Annotated in this window: 18 protein-coding genes and 1 pseudogene; 14 read left to right on the top strand and 5 right to left on the bottom strand. The window is 47.2% G+C overall.

The genetic code is table 11. From position 1 onward, the window contains the following. Window positions 1–258 precede the first annotated feature (258 nt). Window positions 259–1,407, top strand: a complete 1,149-nt coding sequence (locus tag MH144_RS09215; protein ID WP_239299193.1) for a sn-glycerol-1-phosphate dehydrogenase — start codon at window positions 259–261, stop codon at window positions 1,405–1,407. 221 nt (window positions 1,408–1,628) lie between these two features. Here MH144_RS09215 and MH144_RS09210 read toward each other — a convergent pair whose 3' ends face one another. After that, on the bottom strand, window positions 1,629–2,225 hold the full coding sequence (locus MH144_RS09210) for a helix-turn-helix domain-containing protein (RefSeq protein ID WP_095288064.1): 597 nt from the start codon (window positions 2,223–2,225) through the stop codon (window positions 1,629–1,631). Between the two features lie 448 nt (window positions 2,226–2,673). Here MH144_RS09210 and MH144_RS09205 point away from each other — a divergent pair. The 10 genes and pseudogenes from MH144_RS09205 to MH144_RS09160 all read left to right on the top strand — a co-directional run. Next, window positions 2,674–3,057: pseudogene (locus MH144_RS09205) on the top strand (phage holin family protein); the annotation flags it as partial. A gap of 250 nt (window positions 3,058–3,307) precedes the next feature. Then, window positions 3,308–3,595: a Dabb family protein gene (locus MH144_RS09200; RefSeq protein ID WP_153977822.1), complete on the top strand. Its 288-nt coding sequence runs from the start codon at window positions 3,308–3,310 to the stop codon at window positions 3,593–3,595. 175 nt (window positions 3,596–3,770) lie between these two features. Further along, window positions 3,771–4,229, top strand: a complete 459-nt coding sequence (locus tag MH144_RS09195) for a DUF86 domain-containing protein (RefSeq protein ID WP_239299191.1) — start codon at window positions 3,771–3,773, stop codon at window positions 4,227–4,229. Between the two features lie 10 nt (window positions 4,230–4,239). Beyond that, window positions 4,240–5,205 carry a DUF4261 domain-containing protein gene (locus tag MH144_RS09190; protein ID WP_239299189.1) on the top strand — a complete coding sequence of 322 codons (966 nt, stop codon included), beginning with the start codon at window positions 4,240–4,242 and terminating at the stop codon, window positions 5,203–5,205. Window positions 5,206–5,384: 179 nt separating this feature from the next. After that, the gene (locus MH144_RS09185; RefSeq protein ID WP_239299188.1) at window positions 5,385–5,780 is read left to right on the top strand and encodes a YtxH domain-containing protein; all 396 of its coding nucleotides are present in this window, start codon (window positions 5,385–5,387) and stop codon (window positions 5,778–5,780) included. A gap of 228 nt (window positions 5,781–6,008) precedes the next feature. Then, on the top strand, window positions 6,009–6,818 hold the full coding sequence (gene racE / locus MH144_RS09180; protein WP_095288100.1) for a glutamate racemase: 810 nt from the start codon (window positions 6,009–6,011) through the stop codon (window positions 6,816–6,818). 241 nt (window positions 6,819–7,059) lie between these two features. Next, entirely contained in the window at window positions 7,060–8,292 is a 1,233-nt protein-coding gene (locus MH144_RS09175) for a M14 family metallopeptidase (protein ID WP_239299187.1), read from the top strand. Between the two features lie 148 nt (window positions 8,293–8,440). Next, window positions 8,441–8,692: a hypothetical protein gene (locus MH144_RS09170; RefSeq protein ID WP_239299186.1), complete on the top strand. Its 252-nt coding sequence runs from the start codon at window positions 8,441–8,443 to the stop codon at window positions 8,690–8,692. Between the two features lie 150 nt (window positions 8,693–8,842). Continuing rightward, window positions 8,843–9,145 (top strand): heme biosynthesis protein HemY, encoded by a 303-nt coding sequence (locus MH144_RS09165; RefSeq protein WP_095288056.1) that lies wholly within the window; start codon window positions 8,843–8,845, stop codon window positions 9,143–9,145. A 21-nt stretch (window positions 9,146–9,166) separates the two neighbouring features. Next, a complete protein-coding gene (locus MH144_RS09160) occupies window positions 9,167–9,388 on the top strand; it encodes a YuzB family protein (RefSeq protein WP_095288055.1) in 222 nt (73 codons plus the stop codon). 82 nt (window positions 9,389–9,470) lie between these two features. On the opposite strand, the gene MH144_RS09155 is transcribed toward MH144_RS09160, so the two are convergent. Then, a complete protein-coding gene (locus MH144_RS09155; RefSeq protein ID WP_239299185.1) occupies window positions 9,471–9,737 on the bottom strand; it encodes a hypothetical protein in 267 nt (88 codons plus the stop codon). A gap of 202 nt (window positions 9,738–9,939) precedes the next feature. On the opposite strand from MH144_RS09155, the gene MH144_RS09150 reads away from it, so the two are divergent. The 3 genes from MH144_RS09150 (at window position 9,940) to MH144_RS09140 (ending at window position 12,438) form a co-directional block, all read left to right on the top strand. After that, window positions 9,940–10,221 carry a hypothetical protein gene (locus MH144_RS09150; protein WP_183521151.1) on the top strand — a complete coding sequence of 94 codons (282 nt, stop codon included), beginning with the start codon at window positions 9,940–9,942 and terminating at the stop codon, window positions 10,219–10,221. Between the two features lie 178 nt (window positions 10,222–10,399). Next, window positions 10,400–11,230: an aldo/keto reductase gene (locus MH144_RS09145; RefSeq protein WP_095288052.1), complete on the top strand. Its 831-nt coding sequence runs from the start codon at window positions 10,400–10,402 to the stop codon at window positions 11,228–11,230. Between the two features lie 302 nt (window positions 11,231–11,532). Further along, a complete protein-coding gene (locus tag MH144_RS09140; protein WP_239299184.1) occupies window positions 11,533–12,438 on the top strand; it encodes a prenyltransferase in 906 nt (301 codons plus the stop codon). Window positions 12,439–12,584: 146 nt separating this feature from the next. Here MH144_RS09140 and MH144_RS09135 read toward each other — a convergent pair whose 3' ends face one another. From MH144_RS09135 to MH144_RS09125, 3 genes are all read right to left on the bottom strand, one after another. After that, window positions 12,585–13,322 (bottom strand): DsbA family oxidoreductase, encoded by a 738-nt coding sequence (locus tag MH144_RS09135; RefSeq protein WP_239299183.1) that lies wholly within the window; start codon window positions 13,320–13,322, stop codon window positions 12,585–12,587. A 213-nt stretch (window positions 13,323–13,535) separates the two neighbouring features. Beyond that, the gene (locus MH144_RS09130) at window positions 13,536–13,943 is read right to left on the bottom strand and encodes a cytidine deaminase (protein ID WP_239299317.1); all 408 of its coding nucleotides are present in this window, start codon (window positions 13,941–13,943) and stop codon (window positions 13,536–13,538) included. Between the two features lie 79 nt (window positions 13,944–14,022). Further along, window positions 14,023–16,017, bottom strand: a complete 1,995-nt coding sequence (locus tag MH144_RS09125; protein WP_239299182.1) for an LTA synthase family protein — start codon at window positions 16,015–16,017, stop codon at window positions 14,023–14,025. Window positions 16,018–16,072: the final 55 nt, after the last annotated feature.

The raw sequence follows: 16,072 nt of genomic DNA, 5'->3' as shown, positions 1-16,072 counted from the left end.
CTTCATACGCCTGAAATTGGAACAAGAACGCAATCCCGCTGCCCAGGGTCGTTCCTGCAAGAAAACCGAGAGATAGGCCTGTATCTTTACCGAGCTGCATTGGATCACCTGTTTCGAATAGTTTGTCAAAACATTTGCAAAATGCGGGTACAAGAAGTAAAGTGTGATCAGGAAAATCATTGAAATTTTTCCTATACTCATTGTGTGGCTTTTCCAGTGCAAATATGCATGAACTTAGAAACGGGAGGTTACGATCACATGAATATGAATGAACGCATTGCCGCTTGGAATGAAGAAGCACAGCAGTGTACCTGTGGACATGATCATCGGCCGGTGCAAATGCAGGTCTATTTGGAACATGGCGCAATTCGTAGATTACCGGGGTACCTGTCGGAACAGGGCTATAACCAGGTTACTGTGGTATATGATGGCCAGACAGGTCCGGCGGCGGGATACGATGTGGTAAAAAGCCTACGGGATGCGGGGCTCATAGCAGATGAATTCCAGATGCCGGAGAACAGTGCGGGGGATATCATTGCCGATGAGGCTGCGATTGTGCAGGTACTCCTTGGTGTAAAACAAGTGACTCAGGCCATCATCGCAGTAGGATCCGGGACCATACATGATCTGGTGCGATTTGTGTGTGCCAAAATGAACAAGCCATTTCTGTCTGTCCCGACAGCGGCATCGGTTGATGGGTTCACTTCTGCAGGAGCGCCGCTCATTGTAAGCGGCATCAAGCAGACGTTTCAGGCTGTTCCGCCTGAAGCCATCTTTGCAGATATTGACATTACCCAGCAGGCTCCCCAAGCAATGACGGCAGCGGGATTCGGTGATATGTTAGGCAAATATACGTCTCTGGCGGATTGGATTGTGTCGCGTGATCTGGGCGGGGAGCCATTCTGTCCGGTTGCTTATCGGATGACGGAAGAAGCGTTGACTGCCTGTATTGAAAATGTGCAAGCCATCGCCGAAGGAAGAGACGAGGGGATAACCGCATTGATGGATGCGCTAATCATTTCCGGTGCCTCCATGCTAATTATTGATTATTCCCGTCCGGCATCCGGCGGTGAACATCACATTTCTCATCGTTGGGAGATGGATTTGATGGTAGCGGGCCAGAAACCTGTTCTGCATGGGGCCAAAGTTGGTGTAGCTTGTGCGCTTCTTACAGAGCGATACAAGGAACTTGCGAGTCTGTCCCGGGAACCTGTTTTTGATGTGTATAGTACGTTACCTGATGCGGCACAGCTTACGGCTTGGCTTGAGCAGGTTGGAGGTCCGACCACAACGGCACAACTTGGGGTTACACCGGATATGGTGGAACATGCATTTGCAACGGCCCATACACTTAGAGAACGATATACCGGACTCAAATATATTAATGAAACTCTGAACCTAGTTTAAAATAAAACCAACCCGTACATCGGATAGAATCATAGGAATGTCTCCGTGTTTCGCTCTTTTTTGTACGTACAAATTATACAATTTCTTATCATAGGGTCGAACAAGTTATTGGGACAAAGTGAAGGGGAAGCACGTCACAGGTGTATCAAAAGGTATGTTTCATTTAAAAAGGCTCTGTCTTCCCGTGTGGGAAGAACAGAGCCTTTTGTCTGTTCGCTTATTTAGTTGTTGCGACGGTCTTTCAGGATGACATCTGCGAACAAGATGGTTTTCGGGATGCGGAAAAATTGTTCCGCTTGTTCCTGAAACGCGGCAGAAGGCAGCGTTCCCTGATGCAGCCATTTGCGGAAAGTGCCGGGATGAACCCCGATCCAGTGGCTGACATCTGTCACCGACAAATCATGGACCATACACAAGCCTGTCAGAATACGGTTGCTAACCGGAGATCGGGTCACCGTACGCTTCATGAAACGGGAAGGCTCGGGCTGACAAATGACCGGGCTTTTGCGTACCACTTCTTCATTGAAGAGAATGTGACGCGGGTAGCCTAGCAATTGGCACGCTTTGTCCAAATTGGTACTGCCGGGTATCCGCCCCTCATACACCCACGCGCTCACGCTGCGTGATGAGATGGATAGATCTTCGGCAAGCTGGGACAACTTGATATCATTGGCCATCAGCACGGCTAGAAGAACGCGGTTTCGGATTTGACAGCGTGTCGGTTTACGGAATCGTTTAACACGGACGCCTTTTCCCAAGTATTTACGGTTGATCAGAGACCACGCCTGGATGGAATGTTGTTCTGGTTGATTAGGCATATTTCCTCCGATTTTTTTAACCAAATACTACAATAAGAACCGGGGTACTTTCAAGTGCCGGGTGCACTGGTTTGGATTAGGCTCAATCCCGTGAGAATGTTAAAGGAGGGAATTATGGACTAGGGTATGTGCAATTCATTTCCTAGTATATTCCTAGATTACAATGTTTCACTAAATTTCAGGGATCAAAGAGAACATGGAAACCAATAATTTAGGTCTTAAAGACTATTTATAGGACTTTTCTACTTTTCTCTGATTTTAGTTGATATGATGCGGATTATTACCTAAAATCCACCAAAAAACTTGGAATGGTCATAATCATTATCCCGCAATGATGTGCACAAATCCGAAAATAAAATCCGCAAGTTGAACCGGGCGATTGGTCTGTCAAAATCTCTAACTCTTACATATCTTGAATAGTGATCAATTCAGAGAGAGGGGTGAAAACGTGAGTCCAGCCGTAAATACCTTTGCTGCAATTTCCGGAGCGTTCGTAACGTTTGCTTTTGGTGTTTGGGATGAATTGCTGAGTCTGCTCGTCATTGCGATGGCTGTGGATTATGTTACAGGTCTCGCAGCAGCTGTGAGGTCGGGAACAGGGCTAAATAGCAATATCGGGTTCTGGGGACTTGCCCGCAAGGGGCTGATGCTGACCGTTATCCTTCTTGCTCACCGTATTGATCTGCTTATGGGAACAGACATTATCAAGGGAGGAGCCATCTACTTCTACTTGGTTAACGAGTTGATTTCCATTACAGAAAACTATGCCAAGATTGGTCTTCCGCTGCCTGATAAGCTCAGACAAGCCATTGCCGTGCTGAAGAAACAGGAGGAGCTTTCTGATCGGGAGTGGCCGCAGCCGCAAGTAAAAGCACCTGAAGCTGATTCGAAAAGCCCTTCAGAAGAGACATCTCCTTCACAGGATGAAGATAATGCAAAAAAGAACAGTTCGGCTTAGCATTCTTTTATCGTTTAGAGAACGTTTACAAGTATCCTTTCGCAATAACTAACGTTATGATATATTTTGGTTACACGAAAATTCATTCATTTCCACTAATATATGCAAACGGGGTGCTTGTTCAATGATTAAACATATTGTTCTTTTTAAAATGAAAGATCGTTCTCCAGAAACCATTGAGGCTGCTGCAAACGTTCTTCGCAACTTGCAAGGCAAAATTGATGTCCTGATCTCATTGGAAGTTGGTGTGGACGTGCTTCGCTCTGACAGATCTTTCGACATCTCATTGACAGCCGAATTTGCATCACTGGAAGATCTCCAGGCCTACCAGGTCCACCCGCTTCATCAGGAAGTCATCAAGTACATGAACGAGGTCAGAGAACAGTCGATCGCAGTGGATTACGAGATCTAATTCAATCATTTCATTCTGCAGTTGTTAAAGGAGACTGGGCATGAGCGATTTAAGAGACGTTATGGAATTTTTATATATTTTTATCGTGTTTCTAATCGCTTGTCCGGTGATGCTTTTCTGGCTTAAGCGAAGAGGAAAACGGAATCGATAATTCACTGAACGGGAAGTGACTGCATTGTATTACGTAAACAGAGAACAGATTGCCCGAAGACTTGCTGCCGTGCCGGAAGTAGCCGAAGGGCTCCGCCGAGCAGCGCAGGCTTGGGATGGCAGTCTTATGCTTGGTCTGGTCCAGGAGCGCTGTCTTCATCTGGCTATTGAGATTGTAACGGATGTGGGAAGTTATCTTATCGATGGTTTCATTATGCGGGATGCCAGCAGTTATGATGACATCATTGAGATCAATCACGAAGAGAAGGTATTTGACGTTTCGACTTACGAGGTGCTGAAGCGTCTCGTGTCGCTGCGCAAGCCGCTCGTACAGGATTACTTCAGCTGGGAACGGGGAGAATTGCACCCGTTAAGCGCAGAGGTGCCATCGATTCTGGAACAGTTTGCTGAGCAGGTTAGCGTCTATGTGGAAAAAGAACTTGGTCCATTTCAAGGTCAGACCGAGGGACAGAGTAAGGAATGAGGGGAACAGCATGACAAATGAAAGGCAAGATGAAATAGAGAAAAATGAAGTACATGAAATTCCTTCCGGGTTTCACCCGGTTTACATGGTGGAGCTATTATTTCGAGAGCAACCCAAAATAGATCGAATCCGGTTGCAGAATGCACTTAGCCGGTATACCGGACAAGTCCGTCTGGCTGTGAAGCAGGTCAATGATCAACGCTCCACACAGAATAAGATGGATGAATCAGCGAAGCAGAACGGGGAAAGTGAACCTTCAGAGCATAACCGGGACATGCTTGTTTTCTATCATACGGATCATCCAGTTTCATTTGAAGAAGGAAACATACCGGCACAGACCTGCATGCTTCCTGTGAACGAGATCAAGGATCGTTCCCGCTTCGGTGGGGCAGTACAGCAAGCCTGGCACTGGCCGGAAGCAGGAGAGGCCGTCAAGTCAGCGCAGTATTCGATCCGGCTCCATGATATGTTCTCTGCAGCCATGCCTCGCAAACAGCGTCTGGAATTGTTCCAGAATACACTCCAGGCAGTCATGGAAGTTCTGCCTTGTGAGGGAATGTATTGGTACGGCAGTGACAAGCTGGTCGAGTCAGAGGCTTACATTCAGTCACAGAAGAGGGAAGAACATCTCTATGGAGCAATGAATGTTCGCATGTATCAGGCAGGTGGAACGGAAGAACAGCGTGAACTGGTTATGGATACCGTTGGATTGTCCGCGCTCGGTGTTCCCGATGTACAGTGTCACTTTATGGGACTGGATCCGGATACGGTAGCCCAGACGTTGCTTGGGGCGGCCTATTACATATTCGATCAGGGCGATGTTCTTCAGGACGGGCAGACATTGGGCTCTTCTGGAGGAAGACGCTGGCGCTGTGAGCATCAGGCTGCGCTAATTGCGCCCGGCCGTTATGTCATTGATCTTGACCCGGGAGATGCACATGCCGCACAGCCGCTTGAATCATCACGGCATCATTAATGCTGACATTCTAATGCGCAATATGGGATTTAAAAAGTTTTTGCTATCTGGAGTGTCAGGTCAAGCCCTTGCTGCTTATACTGCATCAACAGAGTAGGCATTCGCCCGGATCAATAAGCATCAAGGTGTATCGTTGCTTGATATCCGGTACTTCATTAAGGTAAAGGGAGAGATGCAACGTGAAGGATTCAAACAAAAGTTTGTTGTGGGGAGCATTGATCGGTTCGGTAGTGGGTTCTGTAACAGCGCTGCTGTTGGCGCCAAAATCCGGTCGTGAGCTGCGTCAGGACATTTCGGAAGGTGCGCGCCAGGTCACCGAAAAAGGTCAGGAACTGGCCGTTAAGGTCGGCGAACAAAGCTCACAGATTGTATCCAAAGTAAAAGAAACGGCAGACGTTGTCATCCAAGATATCCAATCCTGGCGGAATTGCGCTGAAGGAAAGGAATTACGCGTATCTGCTGTTATTACCGACTCGGATTCGTCTGTAGACTCTGCTGTGAATAATGATGAAAATGAGTCTGGCATTGACGTTGTTGCGAAGCTGCCTGCAGATGATTCGAAAGATAATATCTGAAGCAATGCTGGGCAATAAGCAGGCTTTCCTCGAAGAATGAGGAGAGCCTGCTTGTTTGTGTGCGACAATGATGTAGAAGCCGCAGCGTGCGGTGTTTTATTTGAACCCTGAGATGAAATCGGGTAAGATGTAGGTACCTTTTTGCCGGAATAATCATACGGTAGGAAGAAAGCTCTGGAACCGAATCGTTATCAGAACCAATTCAATGAAGAAGGAAGCGGTGTGTTCGTGCAGCAAGCAATCGCTATATTAGACTCCGGTGTAGGGGGATTGACCGTCGCCAAGGAAGTGATGCGTCAGCTCCCGCGGGAAAAGATCATTTATTTTGGAGATACTGCCCGGACACCGTACGGACCCCGTTCGTCCGAACAAGTTAAACAATTTACGGAACAAATCGTTGATTTCTTGATCCAGTTCGATCCGAAGGTTATCGTTATCGCCTGTAACACAGCCACGGCTGCAGCCCTTGACTATATCCGGGCGAAGGTGAATGTGCCTGTCATTGGGGTCATCCATCCCGGGGCGCGTGCTGCCATTACGGCTACTCGAACAGGGCGCATTGGCGTAATCGGTACAGTGGGGACGATAGGAAGTGGTGCATATACTTCGGCACTTAAGCAGTTATCCCCCTATATTGATGTCGTCAGTCAGGCTTGCCCTGCATTGGTGCCTCTGGTAGAGCAAGGTGAATTTCGTTCCGAACAAACAACACTTGCAGTGGAGCAGTCGTTGGGTCAGATCAAACAACAGCCAATTGATTGTCTCATTTTGGGTTGTACCCACTATCCATTTCTCATGGAAACGATTCAGGAAGTCATGGGACAGGAAGTGAAATTGATCAGTTCGGCAGATGAGACGGCGAGGGAAATCAGTACGATTTTGTATGATAAACGAAAGCTGGCAAGTGGGGATGAGACACCGGTGCATCAATTTTTCTGTACGGGAGACCCGCGCATGTTCCAGAATATTACCCGCCAGTGGTTGGGAGAACAGATCTCGAAAACACCTGTCGTTTGGCAGGTCACCCGATTAACGTAACTTGGCAGTATTAGCCATTCATATTTAAGTTTAGGTTGAAGCTTAACCCACTGCACTCATCGGTCATTCCGGAGCCCTGGCGCTCCGGTTTTTTTATTTTGACGATAAACAGCGCTTGAAAAAAAGGCTCGCGTGATTCATGTCACATGACGGACAACCGGGTTCGCATACATATTAGGGTAGCACCATTAAGAGCATAGGACGGGGAGAATTGCATTCTCCTGCCGGGAAAGGAGACACCATGGAGCTTCAGTGGATTATTGTTCAGTCAGGGGATACCTTATCCCGCATTGCTTCTGCACACCACATGACGAGGGCATTGCTGGCTGCCCTGAACCCGGAAGCAGCAGCGCAACCCTACTTGCTTGCTGGGCAGATGCTGCGAATCCTGCCGGGAACCGGTCGCAGATATGCTGTTCAGCCTGGGGAAAACGTGGGGTGGATCGCAGAACGTTTTGGCCTGAATGAAAAAGAGCTGCGCGATGCCAATCCCGAGTTTGCGAACGTTGAGGATTGGTGCGGGCGGTGTATTCATATTCCGGATTCAAATGGCAAAACTATTGTCAGGTTACAAGGTGAATACGGCTACCGTGAATTGAGCCGGGATGTCATTTTGCTTGAGAAGCAATATCCGTTTATCTCCACAGGTGCAATCGGTACGAGTGTCATGGGGAAGGATATACCCTACTTGAAGATTGGCGAAGGACCGCGCCATATTCACGTTAATGCTTCCGTCCATGCCAATGAATGGCTTACGAGTGCGGTAATCATGCGTTTTATTGAAGAGTATGCGAGGGCTTACACTGACCGTGTGCCTTGGCAACAATTCAGGACAGAACGTTGGATGCAGGAAACGACGTTGTTGGTCGTGCCTATGGTCAATCCCGATGGAGTGGAGCTCGTTCAGGAGGGTGTTGTAAACAGACATCCACATGCCAAGCAGCTGCTTGCATGGAATGCCGGACGTCCGCATTTTACCCATTGGAAAGCCAATATCAGAGGGGTTGATCTGAACGATCAATTTCCGGCTCACTGGGAGGAAGAGGCGGCGCGGAGAGGCATTACATCACCCGGTCCCCGGGATTATGCAGGCAAGGCACCGTTATCTGAGCCAGAAGCAAAAGCGCTTGCAGAGTGGACGGAACAACAGAGCTTCGCTGCTGTCGTTTCCCTGCATAGTCAGGGGCAAGAGATCTATTGGAATTACCGTGATCTGGAACCCAGAGAGAGTGCGCCGTTATCGCGCAGGTTGGCACGGGCCTCGGGTTACAAAGCAGTTAAATTAGGTGGAAGTGATGCTGGATATAAAGACTGGTTCATCCAACAGTTTCGGAAGCCTGGCTTCACGGTGGAAGTCGGACTCGGCGTCAATCCGCTACCTGTTGAACAGTTTGATGATATCTGCGTCGAGGTAGGCCTGCTGCTGGCTGAGCTGCTGTCGGATGGGGATACCCGTACAGAACCCCTCTCATGAAACTTCTAGCTTCCCATTTCGTATAAAACATACGGGCGCTGTGACAGCGTCCCGTCTTTTTTTGGTTATCATACCGTTCTTGAAAGGGTAATGAGTGGAAAACGATCATGTGTCTTCATTGGCGCATGAATAATATGGAGGGGTTCACATGAAGTGGAGAAGACTGCTGTCGTTCAAACGATGGACTGAAGTGTTCAAGAGACTGCCCCGTCTATTGCGGGCTCCGCAGATCCCTTTACATGAGAAACTGCTGTTTATCATCCCGGTCATACTGTATTGGGTTCTACCCGATGTCATGCCATTTTTGCCGATCGATGATATTGGTGTTACTTTGCTGCTCATGAACTGGTTTGTCAGCCGTGCGGAGCGTAAATATCCGGTGCTACCCTCTCGCGCTTAAAGGGATCATGAAGTGGATCGATACGGTTTACCATTGATTTTGCATCAATGTTATTGCGAAGCGGAGTAACTTTCTTTACAATAGATGCTGGAGTTTAGAAATGCTGAAATTGTTGGAACCAGCAATTACAATATAGGAGATGAAGTCGAAATGAACTGCAAAATTACTCGTAATGCTGCCAAAGTATTGAAATTGGAGCTGGACAAGCCCGAAAACGAAGGAAAAAAACTTCGTGTAGTTATCACGCATGCTCACGGTGACCACGCTCACTACGGTCTTGATCTGGACACGCCTAAAGAAAACGATACGGTAGTGTCTACGGACAAAGAGATCGATGTTATTCTTGAGAATGATCAACCGCTTCTGGATGGCGTTAAAATTGACTACCTGTACCTTCCTCAAGAAGGATTTGTCATCACGAATCCTTCCAAAGGTAACCACGGCGACCACTAAGGCCGCGAAGAAGGGGAACTCATGGCTAACGATATCCGCGTATGCGAAAAGTGTAATCATATCAGACTGAAGTCGATTGTACCCAAGCTGGAGAAAATGGCTCCGGATACGGAGATCAAGATTGGATGCAAATCATACTGCGGTCCGTGTGCGAAGCGTGCTTTTGTGTTTATCAACGGTCGGTACATTAGTGCGCCGACGGAAGAAGAAGTGCTGGCAAAAGTTGCGAAATTCGTGAAGTAAAAGAGAGGCTGAGGCCTCTCTTTTTTTGTGCGCAGTGATAACCTGGTAGTATTTCAATGTTCCAAGAATACACTTAGGAGGATTATAGGGGAGCATCTTTTTTCATTTCATGAATTTCAAAGGTGCCTTGTTCACCTCCGATATGTTTCAATTCATACGTTTCACTTATTTTGATGTTGGGGTTTGCTGAATTTGACGTGACTTTTAATGCTTTGGCATTCGTCGGAACTGGAATATCGGCAATAATGGAGGAACTTGTATAACCCGTTATTTCATACGTTGCAGAGGCACAGCCACTGGTTATCAATAACCAAGTCAACATGATGACCGGAATCCTCATTTTTTTCAAACAACCACCTCTTTCTTCTAAAAAGTCATCTATAAGATGAACGCAGTGAGTTAGGAGAAGGTTACAACCATGGGGATTATAAAGATTCAAATGGAGTCACGAAACGACATTCATAAACCGTTTATGCAAAAGAAGAATAAGTCAGGACCTCATCATCCATCCTAAAGGGGTAACAGGAACATGATCCCAAGGAGGAATACTCATGCCGAAACGTTATGATTCCAGTTTGCAAGCGAATACGACCGTATCTCAGGCGCAGAATGCAGTGAACAAACTTCATTTTGCCGTATCTCAGGCCATGTCACATCCAACAGAGCAGACCATCGAACAGGCCGAGCGCCGATTGGCACATACGGAGCAGGCGATGCGTCAAGCTGAACGTTCGCTTGGGGGACAGGGTGTTGAGCTGGCAGAAGAGATGTTCTCTGAGGAGAAGAGAAGATTGAACTCCATCCAGAGTCAGAACGGGCAAGGGAATCAATAGCTGATCCTGTCACACCAGAACCCGCATGCCATAGAGCCTTGCGGGTTCTTTTTCTCATGCTCCTTTTCAAGAATCTCCCGGATATAAGTCGCCTGGACAGTAAGATAAGGGAACGCTTAAATTTCTGTCAGAAGGTTAATAACCCTTGAGCAGCCAAATTCCATACGGGAGGTACAGGATGACCAAACATATTACAGATTGCACGATTCTGAATAATGGGGTAACGATGCCTTGGCTAGGATTTGGGACATATAGAGCAAAGGGTAAGGAAGTGCAGCAAGCGGTTGAGACCGCATTGGAAGTAGGATATCGCAGTATTGATACGGCATCTGTCTACGGAAATGAAGAAGAAGTGGGACAAGCCATTGCGAGCAGTGGAATTGCCCGCAATGAGCTGTTCGTGACAACCAAGCTCTGGAATGAGGATCAGGGTTTCGATTCAACGCTCAGAGCATTTGAGGCCAGTCAGAAGGCGCTGGGACTGAATGTCATTGATCTATACTTAATTCACTGGCCGGGAAGAGACCAGTACAAGGAGACGTGGAGAGCATTCGAACGTCTATATAGCGAAGGAAGCGTACGGGCGATTGGTGTGAGCAATTTCCAAATCCATCATTTGCGCGAAATCATAGATGAAGGTGGAACGGTACCTGCAGTCAATCAGGTGGAACTGCATCCGGGTCTGATTCAGCAGGAACTGCAGGATTTCTGCGGGGAACAGGGGATTCAGCTCGAAGCATGGAGCCCGATCATGCGAGGAAAACTGAACAATGAATCCACGTTAAAGGGTCTTGCCCAAAAATATGGAAAGACACCGGCACAGATCATTTTGCGTTGGGATATTCAAAATCAGATTGTGACCATACCGAAGTCGGTTACACCTGAGCGTATTCGTGAGAATGCAGACATTTTTGATTTTGAGTTAACGCCGGATGAGCTTAGATCGATTGATGCCTTGGATTCTGATAAGAGAACCGGGCCGCATCCGGATCAACTCTTTTGGGATTGAGTGGAGATATAAGGAATACCTAATTCATACACCATGCCTTAAACTGAAAGGTCCTCTTCCGGAAGGAGAGGGCCTTTTCTATCTTTCATCATTGCTGCCTAACTTGGATTTGAGAGGGATGCTGCCTAAGTGGGGCTTCCTATAAAGAAAAACGTTTAATACAGGCAACCGGAGAGATTCTGTCATAATGACAAACAAAAATTTCCTATCACAACAATGTCAATTTGGTGTATAATCTAATATTATGTGAACGTCGTCACAAAGTGTTAAAGATTTAGCATCATAGGAGGCATATATACATCATGAGTAATTGGGCTTTATTTAAAAATATGACCCGACTGTATTCGGTAACGGTAATGGTTGTTCCGGTAATACTAGGTACCATCGCAGCCTACGCCATGCAGAAGGAATTCAGTATCCTTTTGTTTTTGCTAACGCTAGTAGGTGCGGTGTCAGCTCATATTTTTTCCAATATGGTAAACGATTTATGGGATTTTCGAAACGGAACCGATACCCAAGCAACGGAGACAGAAGGTGCGATTTCGACGCACTCCGGGTTTCTGACTTCGGGAACCATGACCGAGAAGAAATTTGCGGCTATTACTTGGGGATTCCTTGTGCTGGCTGGTGCTTGTGGTCTCATTCTTACGATCATCAGCGGTTGGCCGATTCTGGCTATTGCGCTGATCGGTGCTTTGATCGCTTATTTCTATGTTGCGCCGCCCATTAAATTCGGCTACCGCGGTAAAGGCTATAGTGAAATTGGGATATTTATCTCTTTTGGAATTCTGCCGGTTCTGGGTGCCTACTATGTACAGACAGGAGAGTTTGCGCTTGCGCCGCTGCTGCTGTCCTTGCCGGTCGGCATGCTGACCACCATGCTGCTATTTAACCATCATTTTCTTCACTGGCGTGCGGACCGTGACATCGGCAAGAAGACACTGGTCGTCATGTGGGGGGAAGAGCGAGCGCTTCGTCTATCCAAGCTCATGACCATCCTTGCTTATATCCTTTTGGTCGTAAGTGTGGTGTTCCATGCTTTGCCCGTTTATGGTCTTGTCGCAATTATTTCTGTTATTCCAATGTATAAGGTTTATAAATCACTCGGCAAAGTTAATCCGTCCGAGAATTATCTTCCCCTTATGGGAGCTTCCCAGCAATCATCTGTGCTCTGCGGCCTGATTATGTGCGTAGGGCTGCTGCTCTAAAAGGTATATAAATAGGGTCCGGTTCTGCGTTAGGCAGACCGGGCTTTTTTTATATTATATGGAGAATTTTATGTATGGATTAATCGGGTTTAAGTTGAGAAAAAAGCAGCAGGTTCAGGGGATGCCCCTGCTCCTGCTGCTTTGTGTTATTTGGATGGTTTATCGGATTGCGGTACTTCGCATCCATCATCAGTGCACACACCGCCGGCGTCGGCGTTAGCTGTGCTGGATTCAACCATGGTAAAAGGGGAACGCTCATCCCATGCCTTCTGAATGGCATCCCGGAACACGTCGTCCGGCTGCGCGCCTGATACCGCGAATTTGCGGTCGAATACGAAGAATGGCACACCGCGAATGCCTAATTGCTCGCCTTCAGCCTGATCTGCACGAACCTGGTCCGCGAATTGATTGCTAGCTAACACCTCAACAGCTGCATTGCGATCCAGACCAACTTCCTCGGCCAGTTGAATCAGTACATCGGTATCACCAACGTGTTTGCCTTCCATGAAAATGGCTTTGAATAAACGCTCGCTGAGTTCAAGCATTTTGCCTTGTGTATCTGCCCAGTGGGTCAGGCGATGAGCGGAGAACGAGTTGGTTGGGATCATCTCATCAATGTTATATTCCAGTCCGGCCGTACGAGCATTGGCGTTCATTTGGGCATTCATGCCCTTTGCCTGTTCTACGCTCATATTGTACTTGGCAGCCAGGTATTCCGCATTCGTTTTGCCGCTGTTCAGTTCAGCATTAGAATCCAGCTCGAAGCTTTTGAATTGCAGCTTCACTTCATCCCGGTGTGGGAACTGAGCCAATACATTTTCCAAACGGCGTTTGCCAATATAACAGAAAGGACACATAAAGTCGGACCATATTTCAATATTCATTCTTCTTAAACCTCCATATAAATGAAACTATTTTAGTTACAATTATAAAGCGACTTTCTAAATAACGCAAGGCAGGTTATCGGACTGGTCCCAAAAAAGAAGTGCTAAACATGCAGTGAGCTGCACGCTTAACACTTTTGTGGTAAATAAAGATGGAAATTCTCGATTCGAAAGTGCCTGAATACTTGAGTTACTTAAAGAAGCGGAATTGTATCATTCCTTATTCCGATATGCCTGGGACCAGTGGTAAGGCTGGATTTCGTCCAGTCTTTTATAGATTAACCTTCCATCGGGGTCATATACAGCGGCTTTGACATCTTCACCCCAGAAAAATAAACGTTCCTGACATACCCCGCAAGGAGTGAGAACTTTGAATTCCGAATGTTCATCATCTCGTGCCACGCAGATGGAGTGAGTAACTCTTTCGTTTAATTTATGCGCTTCGAGGTAGGCGCCCGTCTCCATGCACAGGTGTGTGGCATCATTGATGACTTCTGGAGCAACGCTGATTAACAGCGAACCCGCATCCGTATAAACTGCTGCTGCACCACCCCAACCCTGAGGGTAGCGATGCTTCACAAAGTTCGCTGCTTCATCATATAATTTTTGTTCAATGGACAATGGTTCTGATTGAATTGTCATGCTTCAAGTTCTCCTTTTACCAAAAGCTGCTATACGCCGACATTGGCAGTAGCTTCGTCTAGGAAGCAGGTTCTGCGTTGTTTTCTTCACGGAATTGCCGGATTAAATCATACGTTATGACGGTATCGGACACATGCAATCTCTTCGAAGCTTCCTCATGTCCGGAGCTGCACGCACTGATGTCTGTCTTGTTGCGTGTGGACAGATCATAACATGAACCGTTCTCGTATATATAGTCGTCTGAAGGAATATAAAACACCGAACCGTCAGTGAGTGCACCACTTCGCAATACAACTGTACGGGATGATCCGTCATAGATGTCGTTCCCCATGTGATAATATTCATCTGGGATGCCGAGTAAATGAAGCGCTGATGGAGTGATATCCAGTTGTCCAGCAGGTTGGTCTATAGTTCCTGCTTCGGCCCCGTCCGGCAGATGCACCAACAGCGGGACCTCATTCATGATTTGCTCCATATCCAGTTCATTCAGGGACCGTCCAAGGAACTGCTCATACTGCGCTTGTTCTTTGATCGAGTTATCGTGATCCCCATAGAACATGAAGATGGTTTTGTCCCATAATCCCCTGTTCTTCAGATCTTCTACCATACTGCCCAGTGCGGAGTCTACATAATGAACGGATTGCAGATAGTCACCGAACATCGTGCCCTCGAACTCGCCTACATCAAGCTGCTGTTTATCCTGCGGGAGTGCGTATGGATGATGGCTGCTGAGTGTGATGAGGAAGGAATAGAACGGCTCGGTAACCTCGCTGTCCATCTTCTGAACGGATTGCCGGAAAAAAGACTCATCGGACAGGGACCAGCCCAGCGGATCATCCTGTTCAAAATCATTTTTGCTGTAAAATTTGTCGTAGTTCATGTTCTGATACATCGTATAACGGTTCCAAAATCCGCTCTCGTACGCATGAAATACATTGGTGCTGTAGCCATTGTCCTTCAGTATTGAAGGCAAAGAATCATACGCGTGGTCTGCGTAACGAACAAAAGCTGATCCTACAGGCAGTGGGTGGAGTGAGATATTGGCTCCAAAATCGGCATCCGATGTTCTGCCCTGACCTGTTTGGTGATAAAAATGACTGTAATATTGGCTTTCCTTCATCAGTTCGTTAAAATGAGGCGTGATTTCCTGACCACCGATGCTTTGCCCAATCATGAAATTCATGAAGGCTTCTCCTTGAACGATGATGAGATTACTATCCTTGTACTTGCCAAACAAGGCGTTTTCACTGGAAGCGTTATTCTGTCTGTCAGCAAAAAAGGATTTCGCTTGCTCGACATCTGCAGGATCGGCCTCTGGGCCAGAACCGATATGGTCTTTTGCATAGTTGTACAGATCATATCCATGAAAAGCGAGAAGTCCGGTCACGTTGTACATGGAGACGTTCCACCAATTATTGTCGAACAGCCCCTTGGCCCATGTTTTACTGTAAAAATAGATAGGCCCTACCGCAAGACACAGTCCAAGCACCAAGGCAATGCCGCCTGCAGTGAGTCTGCGCATGCCTCTTTTCTTGCCGCGGTAATTGGAGTAATTCCCTAACCCGCTGCTGGTTGTTGACAAACGGGAGCTACGATTTCGCCTGCTGAATAGCAGGATGGCCCCATACGGAATGATGGCAAGCCAGTCTGCGAAGAACCACAAGTCACTGGCGTGTATGAGCGTAGCAATGCTGTCGCCCAGAGCATCAACTTGTCTGGCCTGCATTAACACAGGGATCGTGAGAAAATCCTGAAAGTATCGATAATAAACCATATCGGCATAGATCAGCGCTGTGAGGAGCAGATTGAGCACGACAAGGGACAAGATCATTCCTCGCCTCGGTAGCCACCAGGTCCAGAAGGACAGGAGCAGCAAAGAGCCGATGGCAATGACTTTATCCAGGAGACCCATGGTGATGTTATAGGCGTGCAGGTTGTGATGTAGCCACATGAGTTTCAGCAGCATCAGCACCAGAAAAATGAGATATAACGTAAGTGGATGATTAAGAAGCCTACGCGGCGTCATGCTGCGTGTAGGCTGTGAGATGACCATCTAGGTTCCCTCCTAGTTGCAGTGTTTTGTTCATTTAATGTTAACGGAGTGTAAA

This window comes from Paenibacillus sp. ACRRY (assembly GCF_022346995.1).
GTDB lineage: Bacteria > Bacillota > Bacilli > Paenibacillales > Paenibacillaceae > Paenibacillus.
The sequence above is the reverse complement of the archived record's forward strand: the minus strand, read 5'-3'. Positions and strand labels throughout refer to the sequence as shown.